19 protein-coding genes and 9 tRNA genes are annotated in these 23,381 nt (G+C 40.1%); 13 read left to right on the plus strand and 15 right to left on the minus strand.

Annotated elements, in window-relative coordinates; genetic code table 11:
• Positions 1-16 precede the first annotated feature (16 nt).
• Together AC3KVK_RS12200 and AC3KVK_RS12205 are read right to left on the minus strand one after the other, a co-directional pair.
• Complete coding sequence (locus AC3KVK_RS12200; protein WP_490313119.1) at positions 17-1,306, minus strand: efflux RND transporter periplasmic adaptor subunit; 1,290 nt, start codon at positions 1,304-1,306, stop codon at positions 17-19.
• Positions 1,307-1,315: 9 nt separating this feature from the next.
• Positions 1,316-2,713: an efflux transporter outer membrane subunit gene (locus AC3KVK_RS12205; RefSeq protein ID WP_490313118.1), complete on the minus strand. Its 1,398-nt coding sequence runs from the start codon at positions 2,711-2,713 to the stop codon at positions 1,316-1,318.
• 209 nt (positions 2,714-2,922) lie between these two features.
• On the opposite strand from AC3KVK_RS12205, the gene AC3KVK_RS12210 reads away from it, so the two are divergent.
• Both AC3KVK_RS12210 and AC3KVK_RS12215 read left to right on the plus strand, forming a co-directional pair.
• Positions 2,923-3,249 carry a hypothetical protein gene (locus AC3KVK_RS12210; protein WP_490313117.1) on the plus strand — a complete coding sequence of 109 codons (327 nt, stop codon included), beginning with the start codon at positions 2,923-2,925 and terminating at the stop codon, positions 3,247-3,249.
• 107 nt (positions 3,250-3,356) lie between these two features.
• Positions 3,357-3,674 carry a hypothetical protein gene (locus tag AC3KVK_RS12215; protein ID WP_490313116.1) on the plus strand — a complete coding sequence of 106 codons (318 nt, stop codon included), beginning with the start codon at positions 3,357-3,359 and terminating at the stop codon, positions 3,672-3,674.
• Between the two features lie 106 nt (positions 3,675-3,780).
• Here the strand turns inward: AC3KVK_RS12215 and AC3KVK_RS12220 are convergent.
• The 9 genes from AC3KVK_RS12220 to AC3KVK_RS12260 form a co-directional block, all read right to left on the minus strand.
• Positions 3,781-3,856, minus strand: a tRNA-Phe gene (locus tag AC3KVK_RS12220).
• A gap of 33 nt (positions 3,857-3,889) precedes the next feature.
• A tRNA-Thr gene (locus AC3KVK_RS12225) sits at positions 3,890-3,965 on the minus strand.
• Positions 3,966-4,014: 49 nt separating this feature from the next.
• Positions 4,015-4,090 (minus strand) — tRNA-Phe (locus tag AC3KVK_RS12230).
• A gap of 113 nt (positions 4,091-4,203) precedes the next feature.
• A tRNA-Thr gene (locus AC3KVK_RS12235) sits at positions 4,204-4,279 on the minus strand.
• A gap of 49 nt (positions 4,280-4,328) precedes the next feature.
• Positions 4,329-4,404, minus strand: a tRNA-Phe gene (locus AC3KVK_RS12240).
• A gap of 109 nt (positions 4,405-4,513) precedes the next feature.
• Positions 4,514-4,589 (minus strand) — tRNA-Thr (locus AC3KVK_RS12245).
• Positions 4,590-4,633: 44 nt separating this feature from the next.
• Positions 4,634-4,709: transfer RNA gene (locus AC3KVK_RS12250), tRNA-Phe, on the minus strand.
• 111 nt (positions 4,710-4,820) lie between these two features.
• Positions 4,821-4,896: transfer RNA gene (locus AC3KVK_RS12255), tRNA-Thr, on the minus strand.
• A gap of 60 nt (positions 4,897-4,956) precedes the next feature.
• Positions 4,957-5,032: transfer RNA gene (locus AC3KVK_RS12260), tRNA-Phe, on the minus strand.
• A 305-nt stretch (positions 5,033-5,337) separates the two neighbouring features.
• Here AC3KVK_RS12260 and AC3KVK_RS12265 point away from each other — a divergent pair.
• The gene (locus tag AC3KVK_RS12265; protein WP_490313413.1) at positions 5,338-8,049 is read left to right on the plus strand and encodes a hybrid sensor histidine kinase/response regulator; all 2,712 of its coding nucleotides are present in this window, start codon (positions 5,338-5,340) and stop codon (positions 8,047-8,049) included.
• A 25-nt stretch (positions 8,050-8,074) separates the two neighbouring features.
• Here the strand turns inward: AC3KVK_RS12265 and AC3KVK_RS12270 are convergent, their stop codons facing one another.
• On the minus strand, positions 8,075-8,341 hold the full coding sequence (locus AC3KVK_RS12270; protein WP_490313414.1) for an oxidative damage protection protein: 267 nt from the start codon (positions 8,339-8,341) through the stop codon (positions 8,075-8,077).
• A gap of 28 nt (positions 8,342-8,369) precedes the next feature.
• Complete coding sequence (gene mutY, locus AC3KVK_RS12275) at positions 8,370-9,440, minus strand: A/G-specific adenine glycosylase (protein ID WP_490313415.1); 1,071 nt, start codon at positions 9,438-9,440, stop codon at positions 8,370-8,372.
• 129 nt (positions 9,441-9,569) lie between these two features.
• On the opposite strand from mutY, the gene trmB reads away from it, so the two are divergent.
• The 5 genes from trmB (at position 9,570) to arcA (ending at position 14,568) form a co-directional block, all read left to right on the plus strand.
• Positions 9,570-10,295 carry a tRNA (guanosine(46)-N7)-methyltransferase TrmB gene (gene trmB, locus AC3KVK_RS12280; protein WP_490313416.1) on the plus strand — a complete coding sequence of 242 codons (726 nt, stop codon included), beginning with the start codon at positions 9,570-9,572 and terminating at the stop codon, positions 10,293-10,295.
• A gap of 36 nt (positions 10,296-10,331) precedes the next feature.
• Complete coding sequence (locus tag AC3KVK_RS12285) at positions 10,332-11,402, plus strand: methyltransferase (RefSeq protein WP_490313417.1); 1,071 nt, start codon at positions 10,332-10,334, stop codon at positions 11,400-11,402.
• Positions 11,403-11,662: 260 nt separating this feature from the next.
• Positions 11,663-13,228: a sensor histidine kinase gene (locus tag AC3KVK_RS12290; protein WP_490313418.1), complete on the plus strand. Its 1,566-nt coding sequence runs from the start codon at positions 11,663-11,665 to the stop codon at positions 13,226-13,228.
• Position 13,229: 1 nt separating this feature from the next.
• Complete coding sequence (locus tag AC3KVK_RS12295; RefSeq protein WP_490313419.1) at positions 13,230-13,745, plus strand: YfiR family protein; 516 nt, start codon at positions 13,230-13,232, stop codon at positions 13,743-13,745.
• Positions 13,746-13,851: 106 nt separating this feature from the next.
• A complete protein-coding gene (gene arcA, locus AC3KVK_RS12300) occupies positions 13,852-14,568 on the plus strand; it encodes a two-component system response regulator ArcA (protein WP_490313420.1) in 717 nt (238 codons plus the stop codon).
• On the opposite strand, the gene arcB is transcribed toward arcA, so the two are convergent.
• Both arcB and AC3KVK_RS12310 read right to left on the minus strand, forming a co-directional pair.
• Positions 14,565-16,877, minus strand: a complete 2,313-nt coding sequence (arcB, locus tag AC3KVK_RS12305) for an aerobic respiration two-component sensor histidine kinase ArcB (RefSeq protein ID WP_490313421.1) — start codon at positions 16,875-16,877, stop codon at positions 14,565-14,567. The two genes, arcA and arcB, sit on opposite strands and share 4 nt — an antisense overlap.
• 47 nt (positions 16,878-16,924) lie before the next feature.
• A complete protein-coding gene (locus AC3KVK_RS12310; RefSeq protein WP_490313422.1) occupies positions 16,925-18,724 on the minus strand; it encodes a type 1 glutamine amidotransferase family protein in 1,800 nt (599 codons plus the stop codon).
• 340 nt (positions 18,725-19,064) lie between these two features.
• Here AC3KVK_RS12310 and folE2 point away from each other — a divergent pair, with 340 nt between their 5' ends.
• The 5 genes from folE2 (at position 19,065) to AC3KVK_RS12335 (ending at position 23,341) form a co-directional block, all read left to right on the plus strand.
• Positions 19,065-19,988, plus strand: a complete 924-nt coding sequence (gene folE2 / locus AC3KVK_RS12315; protein ID WP_490313423.1) for a GTP cyclohydrolase FolE2 — start codon at positions 19,065-19,067, stop codon at positions 19,986-19,988.
• A 125-nt stretch (positions 19,989-20,113) separates the two neighbouring features.
• On the plus strand, positions 20,114-20,710 hold the full coding sequence (locus tag AC3KVK_RS12320) for a DUF2726 domain-containing protein (protein ID WP_490313424.1): 597 nt from the start codon (positions 20,114-20,116) through the stop codon (positions 20,708-20,710).
• Positions 20,711-20,874: 164 nt separating this feature from the next.
• Complete coding sequence (gene mtnN / locus AC3KVK_RS12325; RefSeq protein ID WP_490313425.1) at positions 20,875-21,582, plus strand: 5'-methylthioadenosine/S-adenosylhomocysteine nucleosidase; 708 nt, start codon at positions 20,875-20,877, stop codon at positions 21,580-21,582.
• Positions 21,583-22,536 (plus strand): cobalamin biosynthesis protein CobD/CbiB, encoded by a 954-nt coding sequence (locus AC3KVK_RS12330; protein ID WP_490313426.1) that lies wholly within the window; start codon positions 21,583-21,585, stop codon positions 22,534-22,536.
• The gene (locus tag AC3KVK_RS12335) at positions 22,517-23,341 is read left to right on the plus strand and encodes a cobalamin-binding protein (protein ID WP_490313427.1); all 825 of its coding nucleotides are present in this window, start codon (positions 22,517-22,519) and stop codon (positions 23,339-23,341) included. Before AC3KVK_RS12330 ends, AC3KVK_RS12335 begins: the two co-directional genes overlap by 20 nt.
• Positions 23,342-23,381 lie beyond the last annotated feature (40 nt).

Below are 23,381 nucleotides of genomic sequence, written 5' to 3' on the forward strand. Positions count from 1 at the left end.
TTGCATTAACTTCATGTTATTTGGCCCCTTCAGCAGCTCGGGCTTTTTTACGCTCTGCGATCAGCTCGTCGACTGTTATTCCACGCTCTTTTGCAGCTTGCTCTAATCGAGCTCGGCGGTCACTTTTTTGCTCTACAGCGCCCGTTGGCAAGTCTTGGCCATTCACTTTTACAGGTGTGCCTGAACTCACTTGCCCAAGCGCAGTAGTCACTAGTAATTCATTTTGCTCTAACCCTGCGGCAACAATGGCATCGTGGGCATTTTGCCAACGCAGTGTTATATCTTTGCGCTTTAAAATTCCTTGATTCACTGTGTACACGTAACTACCTTGATAAATAGCACTATTTGGGATCACAATGACATTCTCTAGGGTTTTACCTTGAATTTGGGCACTCACGTACTGGCCTATTTTAATCGGTGAAATTTGATTGAGCTTTGCCTGATAAGGGTCATCAATTTGTGCCACGACGTACAACTGTTGAGAGGAGGTATCAATGGCACTTTCAGTGCGTACCACTCGCCCTTGCCACATTTGGTCACGCACTAAGTCTGATCGAAAGGCAACTTCGCTGCCAAGTGGCGTTTGTGCAACATCACGAAATTGCTCAGGCAAGGTGATCAGCTCTAAATCTTTGTTTTTGATTGGTAGTCGAATTTCAACGTAATCTACGGCATAAATACTGGCAAGTTGCGCGTTATTACTCACCACTTGACCTAAATCGACTTGTTTTTTCAAGATGCGTCCCGCATACGGTGCGACTATTTGTGTGCGTTCTAGCGTTAATTGTGCTTTTTCGAGCTGCGCTTCTGCAGAGAGCACTTTGGCTTTGGCTGCTTCTAGTTGCGGTTCACGTAGTACCAGTGCATTGGCCTGCTGGCCATTACCTAAACGCTGCCAATCTGCCAAAGCCTGCTTCACCCGAGCTTGCTCTTCAAGGAGTCCTTGTTTGGCAGACATTAAGCTTGATTGCGCAATTTTAACTTCCGCTTTGTGATCGCGATCATCGAGTTGTATCAGCACATCGCCAGCTTCAAAAAAGCCGCCATCACGGAATTGGCTACTGGTATGTGTGATTTGACCACTGGCTTGAGCGACCAACACACTTTGCGTACGAGGTTGCACGACCCCGTAACTGTTAATAGCCACCTGATATTGCTGCGGTTTAATCGGTAACACATCCACAGTCATTTGCGGCGCAGCCGAAGGTTTACCACGCGCGCTTGTTGGTGGGTTAGCAGTTATCAATTTAAATAACACGATAGTGACAACAATGATCCCTATCGGTAAAAGAGTTTTTTTATTCATTTTCACGGGCTACTTCGCTTTTATGTCTGTGGAGGTCGATTTTGCAAAATCACCGCCGAGTGCTAAATGCAAATTGATTCGATTGGTAATGAGCTGTGTTTTTATTTGAATTACTGAGCTTTGCGCATCAAAAGCTCGTTTTTGTGACTCTAGAACGGTGGTGTATTCAACCAAACCACTTTGATATTGTTCAAACGATAATGCCTCCGCTGCTAATGCGTTTTCTTGTGCTGCCAAGGTTGCAAAATAACGCTGCTGAAGGCTTTGCTCTGCGGTGAGTGCATTTTCGACCACACTAAAGGCATCAAATAAGCTATTAAGGTAGGTTTGTTCTGATTGCTCGCGCTCTAAACGTGCCCGCTGTTCATTTGCCGCTAAACGCCCGCCATTAAAAAGTGGCGCTGATATGCCACCAATTAATGACCAAGCCAATGAAGATGGCGACAAAAGTTCATCGATTTCAGCGCTGCTATTGCCTAATGTGGTCGTTAAATTGATACTTGGAAACCGCTGTTTGTGCGCATAGGCCAGTGCCGCATCTTTGCTCAACAATTGATACCAACTAGCAATTAGTGCGGGTTTTCGAGTGATTAAATGTGATGGCAAGCCGGTTGGAATCTCTGTCATTAATAATGGCAATTCGGCATCAACCGTAATTCCCCCTTCAGGATACTCGCCAACTAAACGCTCTAGCACTCTTTTGGCTTGGCTCAGCAAAGCTTGTTGGCTTGCGACGCGAGAGCGTTCGTTATTAAGCTCGTTTCGGGTTAAATACACATCTAAGGCACTGCTCAGACCTTGCTGATACCCAGATTCAATAATGGTTAGATTTTGCTGTGCATTGCTAACTCGCCCTTGATACAAAGCCATGAGCTTTTCAGCTTCAATAATCTTAAACCAGGCCGTGACCACTTCAGCGACTAACGTTTGTTTTGCTTGTTCAAAACTGGCTGTTTGCGCTAAGTATTCTAGGTTCGCTTGCTGCTCTGCATCAGACAATTTACCCCAAATATCCAGCTCATAGCTGAGATTGAAATTGAGTGAGTGGCTATTACTGTAGTTTACAGGCTGATTGGTTTTACTACGTGCGCTTCGCATTGATAAGTCTAAACTTGGCCAAAATGCGGCACCTGAAGCAATTAATTGCTGTTCTTTAATAGCAACCGTATACGCCTGCGCTTTAAGCAAATGATTGTTATCGAGTGCTTTGGTGACTAGTTGCTGTATTTGAGGATCTTCTAACTGAGATAACCAGTTATTTTCTATCGATTCTGAACCATTATTTTGTTGCCAATTGTCAGGTACATTTAGTTGATTTTGGTAATCAGGCATTATTTTATCGGTGCTGATACAGCCGCCGAGCACTAAACTAATACCTATTACTACGGGTTTAATATTTACGCCCATTTAATTCCCCGTTAATGAAAAAAGATATCAACTGCACGTTGATCATTAGTGAGAGTGTAATCGTTGAGTAAATCTAGTCTCAACTAACTTTACATACACTTACATTTCATTGGTACGCAGAAAAATTAAAATAGTTTTCTGTTATTGATAATAAAGTGTATACCCCAATATCTGTTACATTCTCATTTTTACATTCTCAAGGATTCGCGATGCCGTGGCTTAAATGGATTTACATTGTGATCAGTGCATCCATTTTAGTATTTGGTCAAGCAAATACCGGCCAGACTCGCAATAATCAATCTCCATTACCTAGTTATAGCGTCTCGGTTTTATTCCATAAAATACGCAATCAATTTTATTTAACTTATCAAACCAAAAAACTTCACGCCTTTTTAATACTCGTACAAGTCAAACAGCCACTCAACATTTGCCATTTGGGACTCTTTCTTGAGCGGTTTTGGTCAGTCAAAACCAGTTCAATTCGCTTAAAACTGCTAAGAGGACTCCTTAGCCAAAAATCGACTCATCAAAAATAGTCCTACTCACCTGTCTTATTTTTTAAACAAGCACCTTTTCCCTGCTCAAAGACACTCTTTGAGTTGTGCTTGCTGTTGATTCAATATTTTTATTTTATGAGCATGCTATGAACTTAAGCTATTTGATTTTTATGACTATTTACCAAAACATTTCCGATTTTTGTGCCTGTTTTTTACAAGTAAACTTACCTGTACTCCTCGTTTATTCGGCACCTTTTGCCTCCTTTTTGCTGTTTGCACTGTCGATACCAAGCCTTATCAGAGCCGCTAAAAAGCAAAAAGCGCTCGCATTTGCCCTCGGTTCGTTAATTCAAATGGTGATCCCTGATCCTTATGCTGAGCGAACAATTAAAATCGTCGCAGAACAAAAGCAACAGAAAACCAAAAAAGAGAAACAATTTAAGGGCTTGAAAATACCCAGATAGATAAATTTGCTCAAAGAGAGATATGTTAGAGAGGCCGAAAATAGGCATTATGAAAGTTTTTTTTCAGCCACAAAAAAAGCCAAACAAGTGTTTGGCTTTAAATGGATGGTGCCTCGACCCGGAATCGAACCAGGGACACGAGGATTTTCAATCCTCTGCTCTACCGACTGAGCTATCGAGGCACAATGTCTGTGCTGCCTTTAAAGGCGAATAAATGGTGCCGACTAACCGAGTCGAACGGTTGACCTACTGATTACAAGTCAGTTGCTCTACCAGCTGAGCTAAGTCGGCACACTAAATTTTTTGTGTTATTTCAAACACGCTCTAATGAGCTAATAAATGGTGCCTCGACCCGGAATCGAACCAGGGACACGAGGATTTTCAATCCTCTGCTCTACCGACTGAGCTATCGAGGCACAATATCTGTGCTGCCTTAAAGGCGAATATAGCACTTCGACTTAACAAGCCGAACGGCTTACTTAAACTGAGTGACTGATTACAGTTACTTCACTTAAGTTCACTTTAAAAATGGTGCCGACTAACCGAGTCGAACGGTTGACCTACTGATTACAAGTCAGTTGCTCTACCAGCTGAGCTAAGTCGGCACACTAAATTTTTTGTGTTATTCCAAACACGCTCTAATGAGCTAATAAATGGTGCCTCGACCCGGAATCGAACCAGGGACACGAGGATTTTCAATCCTCTGCTCTACCGACTGAGCTATCGAGGCACAATATCTGTGCTGCCTAAAGGCGAATACATTTTTCGACTTTACAAGTCGAGCGGCTTACTTAAACTGAGTGACTGATTACTGCTACTTGCTTAAATTCGCTTTAAAATGGTGCCGACTAACCGAGTCGAACGGTTGACCTACTGATTACAAGTCAGTTGCTCTACCAGCTGAGCTAAGTCGGCACACTAAATTCTGTTGTTAAAAAAACCTCATCAAGTGAGGTTAATGGTGCCTCGACCCGGAATCGAACCAGGGACACGAGGATTTTCAATCCTCTGCTCTACCGACTGAGCTATCGAGGCACAATATCTGTGCTACCTAAAGGCGAAAACATTTTTCGACTTTACAAGTCGAACGGCTTACTTAAACTGCGTGACTAATTACAGTTACTTCGCTTAAGTTCGCTTTAAAAATGGTGCCGACTAACCGAGTCGAACGGTTGACCTACTGATTACAAGTCAGTTGCTCTACCAGCTGAGCTAAGTCGGCACACTAAATTCTCTGTACTTAGTTAAAAGTACGATACTACGCCTGTGCACCATAAATAAATGGTGCCTCGACCCGGAATCGAACCAGGGACACGAGGATTTTCAATCCTCTGCTCTACCGACTGAGCTATCGAGGCGTGCGGCGTATTAGACGTTTTTTGCTTTTCTAAGTCAACACCTTTTTTGAATGGTTGGTTTGTTTGCCCAATTTTCAAACAACACAGCATGGTCAATATAATTCAGCCTATAAATTCAGCTCAATCTCCTCCATTACTGTTTCAAAATAAACAACAAAAAAAGAAAACTGCAGAGAATGTTGCGATTACCCAAAAAGTTACCTATAAAATAGAGACTTAGCATTAGACTAATGACACGTTTTAGTAATATATTAGTGACTCTGTGCCAAAACAATGCTTTTTTACTAGTCAGGAATATTTACAAAATGAACAACAATTCTCTTTCCCCTATCAAAGGATTACACAGCATTCTGTTTATTGCACTTCTTCTGGTCATCATATGCACTGGATACACTAGTTCATTATTCCCAACTAAAACAGGCCAAACAGCTAAAGAACAACTGGTTGATATTGCTAACAAAATAGATCGCCCTCTTGCAGACTCTATAAATTTGTTTGGTTATAATACCGCAATTCAAATCTTGTTTTCTGCAAAAGCTATCAACCCAGCTCTCGAGTTGCACCTGTACAGAAAAACCAAGTCCGGTGAATTACAGCTCGTAAGCCAAACCGTTAAGAAAACATTAGATCCCACATTGGCAAATAAAGTTACCGAGCAAGACGACTCCATAACAATTGAGCATTTGCTTGAAGTAAATGACTCTGTCACTGGCTTACTTATCATTGAGCATAAAAAGGAAAAGCCGAGTTTCACACAATTTTTTATATTTTTAGCTATAACGTGTGTTGTTGCACTTTTAGCTTGGTTTTATTTACCTATTTTTGTTGCCAAACGAATTCAAACTAATTCACAAAAACTCGCTGATGAGCTCATTCTTATTACAGAAAAAAAGGATTACCACTTAAGTGTATCGACAGATATTGGTTTAGGGCTAAAAAACTTAGCACTCCTGATCAATAATTTACTACTGAGCGTCAAAGAAAACGAAGATTTGCACAATAAAGCTGAAGAGCAATTGCATAGCCTTCAGGTTAATCTTGAAAGACAAGTTATCAATCGAACTCAAGAGCTCGAAAAAGCAATATTGTCTGCAGAGCAAGCCAACGAGACAAAAACAACCTTCTTAGCCACTATGAGTCATGAAATTCGTACTCCTATGAACGGTATAATTGGCACAATTGATTTATTACGCCATACCGAACTCAGCGGTGCGCAATTTCGATTAAGCAGTATTATTCGAGATTCTGCGTTTTCATTACTTGGCATACTAGATGACATCTTAGATTTTTCTAAAATCGAAGCTGGAAAATTACACATCGATTATGTGGCTTTTTCTGTTCCTCAAATCGTTGAAGAAGTGTCGCGGGTTATGTCATCCATTGCACATAAAAATAATTTAGAACTAAATCTGTTTATCGACCCAAATATTCCACAAGGATTACTAGGTGATCCTGTTCGCGTCAGGCAAGTACTATATAATTTGTGTAGTAATGCAATTAAGTTCACGAGTTCAACTGATGATCGAGTCGGTACGGTTGCTATCGAGGTACTTTTAGCAAATAAAAATCATGATTTTAATACTGTAGATTTCAGAATTTCTGATAACGGCCGCGGGATGAGCAAAGTTCAGCTAGCACGAATTTTCCAACCTTTCAGTCAAGCCGAAGACAGTATAACCCGCGAATTTGGTGGAACAGGTCTAGGTTTATCTATCTGTAAAAGCCTCACTGAACTCATGTATGGCCAAATAAAAGTTAGCAGTGAAATTGGTATTGGTAGTGAGTTTTGCATTAGCATTCCTTTCACGCTCAGTGATGGTGCCACTATCGAGCATAAAAACCGCCTTAAAGGAAAAAAGATTGCTTTATATAGCCCTGAAAAAGCACAAAAAGACTATGTAAAACGTTATTTAGACTTTTTAGGGGCGCAAGTCTATGAGTACCAACAAATTGACGCTGAACAAAAGTGGCAGAACTCTGAGGGTTTAGTATGGTTAATCAATGGCATGCACGATATGGAAGAAGTGAATAAACAGTTGCGTCGTTTAAGTTACCTGCTAGAAGAAAACCAACAGCAAGTTATAGTTTTAAGTAAACTTAGTGAAGCAAAACTAACTTGCAAAAATGTATTTTATCTAAATGCATTACCACTATGCAAAAGCAGTTTATTTAACTCTTTGTTTATTGCATTTGGCTTACATCAGCCTAAAACAATCAAATCGAGCAAAACATTTAATCAGTATCAATCTGTTGAAAGTGCGCGGTTAAGTAACCAACTCATTTTACTAGTTGAAGACAATCTAATGAATCAACAAGTTATTACAGATCAACTGCACTTACTTGGTTATGGGGTTGAAGTTGCAAACGATGGTGAGCAAGGATTGAGAATGTGGCGAGAGGGCAGTTATTCATTAGTGTTAACTGATTTACATATGCCTAAAATGTCTGGCTATGATTTAACCAAGGCTATTCGTGATGAAGGCCCTGAACGCGCTGATTTAGAATCAGAAAGTATCATTATCGCAATCACAGCAAATGCTTTAAAAGGTGAGCGTGAGAAGTGTTTATCTCATGGTATGAATGATTACATCACCAAACCAGTCGAGTTAAATGTACTCGAAAAGGTTATTTCTCACTGGTTACCCATAGAATCAGAGAAAGTCGTACAACCTATCGATCTAGAAAGACTAACAAGTTACATTGGTGAAGATCGCTCACAGCATGCGCATTTTCTCAATATGTTTATCGAACACGGCAATGGCATGATGCAACAGCTCAAGTCGGCGGTGATACACGATGAGTTTGGCGAGTTAGCAAGTATTGCCCATCAATTAAAATCAACTGCGCAAACTATTGGCGCGTTTAAACTGGCTAATTCTGCACAAGATCTTGAGTCTGAATGCTCCAAACAGAATATGGATCATCAAGTGATTGAGCACTTTAGAGACGATATTGAGCAACACTTCTTCGAAGCTAAACAATTTATCGTTCAGCTTCTTGAGCAAAACGAATCATAAAAAAGGAGACCTTAGTCTCCTATTCTTATACTGGCTTATAGCCCTCTATTTCAACTTCTTTACCTTCAAACAAGAAGCCGACCATTTGTTCTTCTAAAAACTTTCTATGCTCTAAATCCATCATATTTAGATGTTTTTCATTAATAAGCATAGTTTGTTTATGCTGCCACTGGGCCCAAGCTTCTTTGGAAATATTGTTAAATATCTTTTCACCCACTTCACCAGGGTAGAGTTGAAACGCTAAACCCTCAGCTTCTTTTTGTAGCTTTTGACAAAATACTGTACGTGCCATTGTGATACCTCAATAGTCTGATAGGGCTTTATTCTATCGCTGATTTCAATTGATTAAAATCTTTAATCAATTTCTTTGTCGGTGTTGCAAGGCCAACTTTTGGTGGCGACTGCAAATCATACCAAATCTCATTATTGTCAGAGATTTCTTTAAGAGGTGCACCTAAACAAACTACCACTGGCGTAATCGTCAACTTAAAATGGCTAAAAACATGCGTAAAAGAATCGGCATCATGCGCAAATTCTGTGATGCCTTTTTGCGCCAAATACGCGAGGAGTCGCTCTTTTGTTTCAAATTCAAAAAAACAATGTAACCCTCCCCAAATACCTGCGTTGGGTCTGCGTTCAAGCAACAGCGAATTCTGATGATGCAGAATTAGCATAAAGCAGGATTTCTCTGGCACTGATTTTTTCGGTTTTGAATGGGGAAAAGCTTTAACAACACCTTGTGCAAAAGCACTACAGCGGGTATTTAATGGACAAGGATCACAATCATATTTAGCGCGCGAGCATAAACTCGACCCTAGATCCATCATGGCTTGATTGAACTGGGTAACATTATTTTTTGGAGTAATTTGTTCTGATAATTGCCAAAGGTTATTTTCAACCTTTTTATTTCCATACCAGCCCTCAACTGTAAAAAAGCGCGCCAACACTCGTTTAACATTGCCATCTAAAATAGGATGATGCTGAGCCAAAGATAACGATAATATCGCCCCTGCCGTCGAACGGCCAATCCCCGGTAGTGCGATCACCTGTTCGATATCAGATGGAAAGACCCCTTGAAATTGCTCAGTAATAATCTTAGCTGTTTTATGTAAGTTTCGAGCTCGGGCATAATAACCTAGGCCAGTCCAATGATGGAGAACTTCATCTTCAGACGCATTTGCAAGCGCTTCAATAGTCGCAAAGCGTTTCATAAAACGTTCAAAGTATGGAATAACGGTCGCCACTTGAGTCTGCTGAAGCATAATCTCCGAAACCCACACTTTATAAGGCGTTTTTGCTAATTGCCAAGGAAGGGTTTTACGCCCGTAGAGCTCATACCAATCGACTACTTGATCGGCAAACCAAGTTGCTAAATCTCTATTGATTTCCATCTAAACCACTTCTATGGAACTAAATTGCTGTCAGTCTATTGTCACAAACAAAAAGGTCAAGGGATTTACTTGTGATCGCGCAGACTTAAAGGGATAATATGCGACCCAATTTTTCCAGGTAATTGAAATATGAGTGAACAGCTTAAAAACTCGCTTGAACAAGCAGAGCAAGACGGTAAGTTTATCCGCACCATCCGTAGTTTTGTTAAGCGTGAAGGTCGTTTAACCAAAGGTCAAGCCAGTGCCATTGATCAAAACTGGGCAACAATGGGCCTAGAGCATAAAAATGGGCGACTCGATTTAAGCCAAGTTTTTGGCAATGATAATGACGTTATCTTAGAAATTGGTTTTGGTATGGGTAAATCTTTAGTTGAAATGGCCGCCAAATCACCAGATAAAAACTTTATCGGCATTGAAGTCCATCGACCAGGTGTTGGTGCCTGTTTAGCTGATGCAGCAGAAGCTGGTATTACGAATTTGCGTGTATTTGAGCATGATGCCATCGAAGTCTTGGCCGATTGTATCGCCGATGGTGCGTTAGCGGGTTTACAGCTATTTTTCCCTGATCCATGGCACAAAAAGCGTCATCATAAACGTCGTATTGTACAAGCTGCGTTTGCTGAGAGTTTACGTCAAAAACTTAAGATAGGTGGTGTTTTCCATATGGCGACTGATTGGGAAAACTATGCAGAGCATATGCTAGAAGTTATGCAGGTGGCGCCAGGTTACAACAATTTGTCTGAAACAAAAGACTACATGCCGCGCCCTGACTTTCGCCCTTTAACTAAATTTGAGCAACGTGGTCACCGCTTAGGCCATGGGGTATGGGATTTAATGTTTGAACGTACCGCCTAAATAAAGACTGATGTCTTTTAGGTGTTAATTGAGCCAATGAATTCATTGGCTTTTTGCCATTTTTATATGAGTGATTTAACGATGTTAACCAACCCAAGCCAAGTTCTATTACGTAACGAACAAGCACTCTCAGCCTCGTCTATTTTAGTAATTAACTTTGAGCAAGATGGTTTTTTAGCCGCATTAAAAACGCTTGTACCAAATGCGAAAATCACTGCTTTTACAAGTAACTTTGCAAATGCTGATTGGGCTAACACACAATCTGGGATTGAGGTAAGTTTAGCCACGCAATTACCTGAACAGTGCTTTGAGCTAGTGATTTTTTACTACCCAAAAGCCAAACCAGAAGCGCTGATGTTAATGGATAACATTCGTGCTATTTCTGACCCGAATACACGCTTACTGATAGTCGGCGATAACAAGGGCGGCGTTAAGTCATCAGAAAAGCAACTCAAAGATCATGCAAAGTTTGGCCGTAAAATCGATTCTGCACGTCATTGCGCTTTATATCAGTTTAGTCAATTAACTCCCAATCCTAATTTTGAGTTAAGTCATTATTTCAAACGATTTAATGTAACACTTAACGGCATCAGCATTGACGTAATGAGCATGCCAGGAGTATTCAATCATGGTGCGCTGGATAAAGGAACCGAATTATTACTCAATCACATCACCCCACCATCTTCAGGTGTTGTATTAGATTTTGGCTGTGGTGCAGGGGTGATATCGGCTTATTTAGGTAAAACCAACCCTCATTTGTCTTTTCTATGTTTAGATGTCAGTGCCTTTGCAGCCAAAGCGACTGAATTGACCTTACGAGCAAACCAAATAGACGGAAATGTACTCCTCAGTAATGGGCTACAAAAACTGACTGATAAAGTCGACCATATAGTCACTAACCCACCTTTCCATACAGGACTGAGTACTGACTACGATATCACTGAAACCTTTATCAAAGAGGCAAAAAAAGTGCTAAAGCCAAATGGCACAGTGACCATAGTTGCCAATAGCTTTCTAAAATACCCGCCTTTATTAGAACAAGCGTTTGGCCAGTATCAGCAAGTATGCAAAAACACTAAATTCACCGTTTATCGAGTCGAGAGTTAAACCGTCGACTATTGCTAGCCATGGTTTGTGAGAAATAATATCAGCCTTGGGTGAAATACTTGTAAAAACAGCTGCCAACATCTAGATTTTGAAGATAAAATAAAAAATCTTGTGATGAACAATGCACTTTTAATTCATTGCTTAACGCACAGATTAGATTTAACATTAAATGTGTTAGCTAAACTATAGGCGATGTTGATAAGTATATGTCGGGAATCAGTCATACCATAAGCATACAAAAAGCTTTAATCAGAACCGTCATGCTGATCACGACTCTTTGTCTTGTTTTGTCTATTTCTGTTTCTACCTACCTAGACATCGAAAAACAACGCAGCTTTGCACTCGAAAAACTCGCAACTTACGCCGATATTATTGCATTTAACGCACAGGTTTCATTGCTTTTTGATGATAAAGAAACAGAAAAAAAGCGCTTAGAAGGATTTCGAGCTGCGACAGTTATCGAAAATATTCACATTTATAAAATTGATGAATTCACAGATGAAGTAACATTTTTCGCCAGTTTTAATGCCACAAATATCCCGCCCATTCCAACACGCATAGGCAAACTCGCCAATGCTACTAAGCCAGTATTTATTGAACATCATATCGATATTGTTCGGCCTATTGCTTTTGAAGGCATCACACAAGGGTATGTGTATATCCGCGGTGGTTTAAGCGCGCTAGATACGTATATTAACGAAAAACTCATCATCAATGTGATTGTGGCGCTGTCTGTGTTATTACTGGTGTTTTTGATCACCATCCGGATCCAACGACGTTTTACACTCCCCATAGAAGCCCTAACTAAACTCGTGCAAGAAGTGTCAAAAAATAAAAATTACGATGTTCATGCACCGCACGCAGAGATATCTGAACTAAACCAATTAGGCTCGAATCTTAATATTTTATTTTCTCGCACTAAAGCCCAGCTTGAACGTCAGAAAAAAGACGAATTAGAAATTCGTCAACTTAACCAAAACCTCGAAGAAAAGGTTAACCACCGGACAACTGCACTTAAAGAAGCCAACCAAGAACTTCTCAATACCCTAGAGCGGATGCATCAATATCAAAACAAAATTGTTGAAAATGAAAAAATGGCCTCTTTAGGTCAGATGGTAGCTGGGGTGGCTCATGAAGTTAATACACCTATTGGGCTCGGCGTAACAGGCTCCACATTACTCAAAGATAAATTAACTGAAATTCAAACCGCCTTTAATAGCAAAACCCTAACAGCATCACAGATGGAAAGATTCATCAACGATGGCATTGAGAATTTAGACTTAATTTACCGTAACCTTAATCGTGCAGCAGATTTAGTCTCAAGCTTTAAGCAAGTCGCGGTCAATCAAGATACGGAGCTCGCTTCTTCAGTCAATATCACTGAGTTAGTTAACAACGTTTTACTTACGATGAAAACTGAGTTAAGTGTTTGTGCGCATCAAGTTCATGTTGATTGCCCAGAAAACCTGCTTATTCAATCAAAATCAGGTCCATTACAACAAATTTTTCAAAACCTAATCAGCAATTCATTGATCCATGGCTTGAGCGTAGAAAAACCGGGTAACATTAACATTGTTTTCAAATCAGAAAATAACGCGATTAGAATTGATTACCTTGATGATGGTAAAGGCATGCCAAACCATATCAAGAAACGTATTTTTGATCCTTTTGTCACGACAAGACGCGGAGAAGGTGGCAGCGGTTTAGGCATGCACCTAGTTTATAATTTAATCACTCAAGCACTGGGTGGCTCGATCATTTTGCTTGATGATAGCGATAAAGGCGTTCATTTTGTAATAGAACTGCCATTAAATGAAGGGTTATAGAATGAAATTAGCCCTCATCTTGCTACTCTTATTAACCAGTATGAACTGCAAAGCAAAAACAATTGAACAAGTGCGCTCTGCATTTATATTTCAGATGTCAAAATTTATTGAATTCTCCAAACCTATCGGTGAAGGTGTCTCATTTTGCTTTTTTGATAAAAATAATGGGCCCGCGCAACTCCTTTCTAGCCATACAAAATTAATTAGCCATGGCAAACCGATCATTGTTCATTTATTAGAAAAAATCAGTGCAACCACTGAACTAAATCAACAATGCAACATCATATACTTGGATGAATTAAGTTATTCTAAAATCAATCGTGATTGGCTGAATAAAATAGATTCAAATATTGTAATTATCGGTGAAGATATTCGCTTTATTGAACAAGGTGGATTGGCTGCGCTGATTAAAGAAGGCAATAAAATTAAACTGTATATTAATAAAGAGAAACTCAACAATAGTGATTTAAAAATTGGCTCTCGATTACTAGCACTCGCTAAATTTTATCCTGAGTAATTTTACTTGTTAACATATAGAATAGCCCCTATAATCATGCAATCTACGTTCAATTAACATCTTTTGAATTAATTGTAAATAAAACTTTTCCAAAAGGTTATTAAAAATGCAAACGCCTGTCATTCTTATCGTTGAAGATGAAGACGTAACTAGATTAAACCTAGTCAGTTTATTCGAAGCTGAAGGATATAAAGTAATAGAAGCCATTGATGGCGAAGATATGCACGAGAAAATTTCAGCAAACGATGATATCAATCTTGTTGTGATGGACATCAACTTACCAGGAAAGAATGGACTTATTTTAGCCCGTGAATTGCGTCAAAAGCGTAACATTGGTTTAATTTTCTTAACTGGCCGTGACAACGATGTCGATCGTATTTTAGGGCTTGAAATTGGCGCTGATGATTACATCACCAAGCCGTTCAATCCGCGAGAATTAACAATTCGTGCCCGAAATTTATTAACTCGCACCGCAAGTTCAACTGATGAAGGCGAGCTAGGTTCAGATGGTGTATTGACCTTTAATGGTTGGGAGCTTGATGAAAATAGCCGCTGCTTAACTTCACCAAATGGCGAAGCTAAGCGTTTACCTAAAGGCGAGTATCGAGCTTTACGTCTAATGCTTGACTCTCCAGGGCGAATTTTTAGTCGCGAGCAGTTAATTAAGCACATGACAGGCCGTGAGCTTCGTGCTAATGACCGCACTGTGGATGTAACAATTCGTCGTATTCGTAAACACTTTGAAAGTGATGAAAGCACTGCTGAATTAATCAGTACAATTCACGGTGAAGGCTATCGCTTTATTGGTAAACTTGATAGCTAGTTCGTAAGCTTATCTAAATATTCTTGAAGGGCGTCTAGCCCTTCTTTTATTTGTGCTGGTAAACACTCAACCCAGTTCTGTAATTGCCCATCAGTGCTGACTAAGGCTTTATTCTCCATCTCTTTGGCACTCGCTTGTACCTTGAGTAGCCCAACTGAACCAGCTGCCCCTTTGAGCTTATGAGCAACCGACTTATACTCTTCATAATCATGTTCCGTAAGTGCCGTTTCTAGTTCCTTTAAGTACTGAGGCCACAACTTATTAAACAGTTGACTGCTTTTTGCAAAAACACCTACCCCCATTGAATTCACGAAGTCATTGATTGTTTCAAGTACGAGCAAATCACTGGAGAGCTCAAGTTGCTGAATTGGCGGTGCTATTGGCAGTTCTTGAGGGGCGGTATGAGAAAAGAGCTCAGCGAACATTCGGTCAAGCTTTACTGTACTAATGGGCTTCGCGAGCGCCCCCTGAATACGGATTCCCGCCAAATCTTCTTCCGCTCTACGGACGTTTGCAGTCAAAGCAACAATAGGTAAATGGTCAAAATTAGGATCTTGACGAATAATACTAGCGACTTCATCACCATTGATGTCAGGTAATTGCATATCTAATAAGATGAGATCGAGATCATCTTCAGTCTCAACAAATGCTAAAGCATCCTCGCCGGTTTCAGCCCACAGCACCTCATGCCCCCGCTGTTCTAATAAGTTTGTTGCAATTTCTGCATTTAATGGCACATCTTCGACTAATAAAATATTGAGACCGCGTCCACTATAAACGTCTTCTCGAGGCGCATTTGATAGCTTGAGCGGTATTTCTATTTTGAAGCAGCTGCCAATACCTATTTCGCTTTTAACTGTAAGCTCGCCATCCATCGCTTCAATTAATGCTTTAGTAACCGCGAGTCCAATTCCAGAGCCAAGAGCATTACTGTTATTAATATCAGGCACTTTATAGTACATATCAAAAATGCGATTGATCTGATCGACGGCAATACCAATCCCAGTATCAACGACTTCAATCATCAACCATGATTGAGCTTTTCGGTACTCACGCACGCAGCGAAGCTTAACCGAACCTCTTGGGGTAAACTTCACTGCATTATTAATGAGGTTCCATAACACCTGTCGTAAGCGAGTGGGATCAATCTCAGCATAAATATCCAAAACACCATGCTGCTCAACATTAAACAGTAAATCTTTTTGTTGCGCGATTAACCCTCCAAAGTTAATCACATCATTCAAAAAGTCTGAAACATTGACACTTTCACATGCAATATCGAGCTGATCACGGTCAACTTTATCTAAATCAATAATATCATTAAAAATATTACCAAGTGTTTCTGCACTTGAGAAAACCGTATTACACCAACTGCGTTGATTAGCTGAGAGCTCTGTTTCAAGTAACATCCGCGTTAAACCCACAATACCATTTAACGGCGTTCTTAACTCATGACTCAAAGTCGCAATAAACTTCCCTTTATCTTTATAGGCTTGCTCTAAAGCTTGCTCAGCTTCTTTTCGCGAAGTGATATCACGGCCAAAACCTAATAAACCTATGTATTCATGCTTGGCATTAAAGAAAGGAACTTTGCGCATTTCAAACCATCGCGCTTCATTATTTACATTATATTCAACATCTAAGGTCAATGAAGCTTGTTGTTGCTCGACTTCTTTGTCTGTTTTTAACACTGAGGGTAATAATGAAGGGGAATAGATTTCTTCTGCTTTTTTTCCGATCAACTCTGAGGTAGCAATCCCCATCACTTCTTCAAACTTACGATTACAGCCCGCGAAGTTGCCTTGCTCATCTCGGTAATAAAATAAGTCAGGAGATGAGTCAACAATCGAACGTAACAACACCCCTTGCTCAGCGAGCTCAAGCTGAGTTTTTTTCCGCTCGGCTATTTCTTTTCTTAATTCATCGATAGCACGTCGTTTGGCATGAAAAGCCATTTTACGTTCTTCAATTTCATTATTTAGCCTTTGAATGTTATCGCTAAGATTTTGATTTAGATGCTTTTCTTGTTGAGTTGCATTTTCTAAGTAAGCAAAAGAAGCATGAAGCTGCTGAATTAGATCTATCACAACGTAAACAAAAATTGGCGCTGACAGTGCAGAAAAGACCATAATGCCTATCACATCAGCCCACTTTACCATTCCTTCCACAACATAATAATATGTACAAGAAACGATTAAAGCGCAGACCAAGCAAAATAGGTATAACAAAACACTGGAGCGACCTACCCCCTGCTTTGCCACAAAAGATGAGATAAGACGAGCCCAAGGGCTAAGGGATGATTCAATCATAACTTAGTATTAACTCTTGTATCTGCCCGTCGAAAAATGATCGCAGGTTAGTTGATTAATATTTGATTTGTAACACCACTAAACGAACAACGAGACTCTTTATCGCCATCAAGCAATAACACCCCTTGTCTGGCAGCACTACTCGCACCTTTAACCAATTGTAGCGTATAGTTTATTTCTTGCAGTTGACCAATCGCAACTGCAGAACTCGCACCGGTATTACATAACATTTGACTAAACTTGAAGTAATTATAGCGGGCAAAAGGCTGCGATGAGGTCACCGTTGGGTTTGAGCTATTTAAGCGAGTGGCAATTTTCCAAGGGGCAAAATCAGGTGCAACACTCGCATTACGATAAACAACTTTATCTTGGTGGGTAAAGTAATGACTAATATATTCACCTGTCGCCATGTTTGGTGCCAGCTTGCCGTCTTGGATGTCAAAAATCCAAAAACCACCACTGCCAATGACATCAAATGTCACACTGTCGCCTTTTTCACTTTCTTCAATGCTGATTGCTAATGCCGTTTTTTTATCTAAACCGAAGCTCATTTGTGTTTGCGTCTCGTAGGCGACTTTTAACAAACGTGTTTGTCTGGCTAATGATGACAGCTGAGTATCAATTAAGCCGTAAGGGAATAAACCTAACACCCCTTCAGATAGATAATTGAGTTCGCGTTCTGCTTCAGTTGAAATGCAATCCACACCAAGATTACAGACTTCATTAGCACCTAAATACACATTACTTGGCTCAATCATCACTTGAGCACCTTCGCCTGATAAAATGGTATTACGAGAAGCTAGGCTATTAATACTTTGACCTTCGACCGCTAGGATCAATTGCTTATTAGTCAGCATCTCTTTTATTTTTAATAATTCAGGACTCGCTTCACCTGTCGGCTTGTTTAAAGCATGTGAGGCTAATAAGTTACTGCCATCAGCGATATAAATCGCATCGGCACGTTTAATGTTATCTAAAATACTGTCATCTTTTCGACACGCAGATTCTTGCAGTTTAAACAAATCAGGGTACAGAATATTACGACGAAAACTCCCTAACTTTTGAATTTGAAACTGAGCAAGCTTGCTGCAGGCGTCGGCATCATACTCTTTGACTGATAATGCTGTTTGCATTGCTCCGTCTAACGGCAACCAAATTACTTCAAAGCCGAGCTGCTCAAATAAACCAGTGTAATAATCGACTTTTTGATAAGGGTCACGGCTCACACCTGTCAGTAACGCGACTCTCGGTTTACGTTTTTTACCTGCAACCTGATGCGCTCGCTGATAAAATGCTTGATATGCTAGCAGGGCTGATTCATTGTTAGTTGCCAATAAATCAACTTGAGTTTTCAAGCGTTTTCCCGAGCGAGCTGCTTGTTTTTGCTCAAGTAAGTCAAATAAATTGTTGCGCTCAAATTCAAACAGCCCTGACCAAACATCGCGCCCTTTGATTGTTTCATCTTGATGGGTAAAAGAGCTGCGGCGAATTAAACGAACAAACTCACGCTCTGATAGTTGCGATGCTTCAATTTGGGGTTTTAACGATTGCATCATTGCAATGACTTGTGCGCGAAGCTGCGGCTGTTCAGTCCAACTAAAATCAGCTAAGCGAGTTATCGCTTCATCTGTAACTTGATAAATCGGCCCTAATTTAGCACTTTCATCAAATCCAGTTTGCTTTTTCGCAGGCGAGCAATATCTATCCATATCACTTGAACAAACTTCAAGTTCTTGACCGAACAAAAATAAATTTGCTTGCTCTTGTGCAATACTCTGATAGGCATTTAAAAGCGCTATCACGCCTAAAAATAAACTAGCAAGCGATTTAGTGTTACGAATATTCATTGAAAGATACCATTTTATTATTATTTTTTAATAACTAAGCATGCAAAGCGCACCAAAAAGCAAAGCGCATAATCACTACATTCTACCAATAAGTAACTGTACTTAAAAGAATATATGAGCAAACAAATGATCTTTTATCGTATTCTGACTGAGCGATTCCTTAAAGCTTGAAAAGCTTATTAAAAATAAATTATATTCCCACCATAATACTTGAGTGTTTTTGTAAGGTATTATGAACAAACTTGTCTTTTTTTCATTTTATAAAAAAAGCACCATCGCGTTTTTTATTGTAGAATGGCGCGTTTTTCAGCATAGGCTATTTCTGGGAGTAAACGAACCAATGCAAAAATTCATGCCTGACATTGCCCACTCTGCTGAGGCATTACAAGAAGGGACACTCGACTGGGTTGGAATGAGCCAAATAGAGCTTCCACTCGTGGTCAGCAGCAAAGACTGCCCTGACCAGCATGTATCTGCATTAGCTGAAGCCTTCGTAAATTTGAATGATCCGCAAGCTAAGGGTATTCATATGTCGCGCTTATATTTGGCGCTTGATGAATTTTCTAATCAGCAAACTTTGACACCTGAAACCCTAACCACAGTATTAGACCAATTTATTAGCAGTCACCATTCGCTTAGTGACCAAGCCCAAGTAACGCTAAAATTTGATTATCATTTGCGTCGCCGTTCTTTATTAAGTGGAAAAACAGGCTGGAAAGCTTACCCAGTTGAAATTACTGCAACATATAAAGAGCAAGTCGTTACACTTGAGCTGAGTGTATCAGTTACATACTCATCTACATGCCCATGCTCTGCTGCGTTAGCGCGTCAACTCATTCAACAAGCGTTTGATCAACAATTCACCGAACAAGCTATCGATAAAGATCACATTATGCAATGGCTGGGCAGCACTCAAGGTATTGTTGCCACACCGCATTCTCAACGCTCAATAGCGCAAGTAAAGGTCAAGCTCAATCAACGCGATAGCCACTTTGATATTTTAGGCTTGATTGATGCACTTGAAAATGAACTCAAGACCCCCGTCCAAGCCGCTGTGAAACGTGAAGACGAACAAGAATTTGCGCGCCTCAATGGCCAAAATTTAATGTTTTGCGAAGACGCTGCTCGAAAAGTAAAACATATACTCAATCAGCAAAGCGCCTATTCAGACTTCTGGTTGCGTATCAACCATTATGAATCTTTGCATGCCCATGACGCTGTCAGTGTTGCAGTCAAAGGTGTAGAGTCAGGCTACACCGCTTAAACTTCAAATGGGTTTATGTTGTTTGATACCCAACGTAAACCCGATCGCGCCTTACTTTAAGTCATCATTTTTGGCATAAATTGTGCTTTAAACAGTTAGTGTCAATTTGTTGTCTTGGAGTAGTTATGGAATTTGTACTGTTATCAATATTAGTGTTGGTCGTGATTGCAGCGGTCATTGCGGGGCGAATGACCGACAGTGGCAACCCCTACCCTTTTAAAAGTAAAACCAGTTTATTTACGCAAGTAGAAAAATCATTTTTAACCTTGCTGGAACAATCTGTCGGCAATGATTATAAAGTTGTCAGTCGCGTTAAGTTAGTCGATGTGATTGATTTTAAACCGGGTATCAATGAAAAAAATAAGCGCACAGCGCTAACTAAAGCCAAAAATAAACAGCTCGACTTTGTATTACTCGATAAACAAAACCTGAACATTGTGGCTGCGATAGATTTAGTAAACAACAATAACAAAGAAGGCCATAAGGCTCAAAAAGATTGGTTTGTCGGTGGCGCGCTTGAATCAGCTGGCATCCCGCATATTCGTATGAAAGTCAAAGCAGGATATAAGTCGTCAGAAGTACGCCAAGCTATTTTGTTCAAATTAGGCAAAAAAGCAGTCAAGCCGCCGATAGTCAAAGCAAAAACGATTATGCGTCCTGCGGTATTATCCCCTTCTCAAATGAAAGCATCGAATTCCACCGCACTTGCACAAGTCTCTTAGTAATATGTGCAGCGCAATGCGCTGCACATTAATTATTTCAGCCATCAATTAAGTGTCTTATTCAAACTTAAAAGCGGTGATTTTTTAATTCGCTAAGCCTTTGATTCTCGCATTTTTAAGCTTTCACAGTATAATCAGCACAACTAGAAAGAGGATTATATTTTATGAATATCGGTATCATTGGCGCAATGGAGCCTGAAGTAGCTATTTTGCGTGACACCATGACACAAGTGAATACAACCCAAGTCGCTGGGTTTACTTTTTATACAGGCCAATTAGCTGGGCACTCAGTTACTTTAGTCCAATCGGGTATTGGTAAGGTAGCATCAAGTATCGCTACCACATTGTTGATCGAACGATTTTCACCTGATTGTATTATTAATACAGGCTCTGCCGGTGGATTTGAACAAAGCTTAAATGTAGGCGATGTAGTTATTTCGTCTGAAGTTCGCCACCACGATGTTGATGTCACTGCATTTGGTTATGAGTTCGGCCAAGTGCCTAATATGCCGGCAGGATTTACAGCTCATGCATCTCTGATTGATGCAGCACAACAAGCAATTGCCTCATTAGGTAATGTGAAAACCATGACAGGCCTTATCTGTACCGGCGATTCATTTATGTGTGATCCTGTTCGTATTGAAGCGACACGCTCACAATTCCCATCAATGCTTGCCGTTGAAATGGAAGGCGCTGCGATTGCGCAAACCTGCCATCAGCTAAACACTCCATTTGTTGTGATCCGTTCATTATCAGACATTGCCGGGAAAGAATCCCCTGAGTCATTTGAAGCGTATCTTGTCACTGCATCAGAAAACTCTTCGAAAATGGTCATTGCGTTATTGACTAACTTACAAGGTGTGGCTCTTTAAGTGCTACTTGATATTGCCCAACAACATTTGGGTTTTATCTTGTTGCTTGTGGCAATTTGTGCTGAGCGCATTTTGCCACTTACTCGTGCCTACCACCCATTCACTTTATTAAAGCTAATTTTCAGCAATATCCAATCCCGTATTTTTGATTCAAAATCTTCTGTTCAGTATCAATATATAGCGGGTACATTAGGGTTTATTTTACCTATATTAACTCTACTGATCTTAACGTGGGGTATTGTGTCCTTTGCGATTTACCCGCAGTGGCTCTCGGTGTTTATTTTATATTTATGCATTGAAAGTAAGGAACTCGAAAGTGCCACCAAAAAAATTCCAACCTTGCTCAAACATAACCAAAAATCAGCTGCTCGCGACTTGCTTAGACTTTGGCTTAGAAGAGACACTCATTCTTTATCGGAAGTTGGCATAATTAAAGCGGGCATTGAAACGCTCGTGCTGAGATTAGCGCGCCACTATTTTGCTGTAATTTTTTGGTTTTTAGTCGCAGGACCTTTTGTCGCATTGAGCTACCGACTGATTAACCTAGTTCACAATACTTGGTCTAAAAAAGTCACTCCTGATTCAGCTTTTCTAAAACCGATTCAAATAGTTGACTACCTATTTGAGTGGATACCTCTGCGCTTAGTTGCGTGCTCTATCGCTCTAAATAAACAGACTCGGTTGGCGGTTCGTTATATGAGTCAATATGGGCAGTTCTTCTATCAAAAAAACTCTGGCTGGTTGATAAGCGCAACCGCGGCGACAATGCAAATACAATTAGGTGGTCCCGCCTTGTACCAAAAAAAGCGATATGCGAAAATGCGTGTTGGTCAAGGTCCGTTGCCTTCGACTCGTGATCTACTTCACGCTTTGGGCATACTTAATCAAGTAAAAATTTTATGGTTAAGTGTCATTATATTACTGGAGATCGCCGTTGCTTTTCTTAAAATTTAAATGGATATTGATTTTTTTAGTTTGCACTTCATTTTCGTCTTTAGCCACACAACGTATCGCAACCTTAGCTCCCCATTTAACAGAATGGGCGTATTCCCTTGGTTTAGGTGAACAAATAATCGCGGTGAGTGCTTACAGCGATTACCCTCTAGACGCGAAAAATAAACCGATAGTATCTGACGCAAATGGCATTAACTTAGATGCACTTGTGCGTTTAAAACCAGACTTAGTATTAGCATGGCAAGGTAGTACTCAATTAGCGCAAATAGAAAAACTTCAGCGATTAGGGATCAAAGTACACCTTTCTAACCCACACACTCTTGAAGATATCCCTGAACAGCTGATGCAAATAGCCGAACTCACAGGCACGACAACAATTGCAACACAGTTAAACGATTCGTTTTTAACCCAATTAGACTCCCTTAGAAAAAACTATCAGCATCGCGCAAAGCAACGGACTTTTTTTCAAGTCTGGCATTCGCCGATCATCACATCCAATGGTGATAGTTGGATCCAAAACTTATTAGATGTCTGCGCATTAACTAACCCATTTTCAGAACATTCTGTCGCTTACCCAACAGTCAATAAAGAACAAGTCATGCTTAAAAATCCTGACATTATTATTATTTCAAATAAGAGCCCAAACAGTGGTCATGGTGATATGTGGTCAAGCTTGAAAATGATTAATGCGGTGAAAAATGAGCGAGTGTTTTACATCGATCCTGATTACTTACATCGTTTTACAGCAAGAGTATTACAAGGCTTAGAACACCTCTGCCAAATTACCGCGCCAATAAAAAACTAAAATAACCAAAGAATTTGATAAATAAAAAAGCGATAACGGA

The sequence above is a fragment of the Pseudoalteromonas sp. J2K-J979 genome (assembly GCF_058169715.2).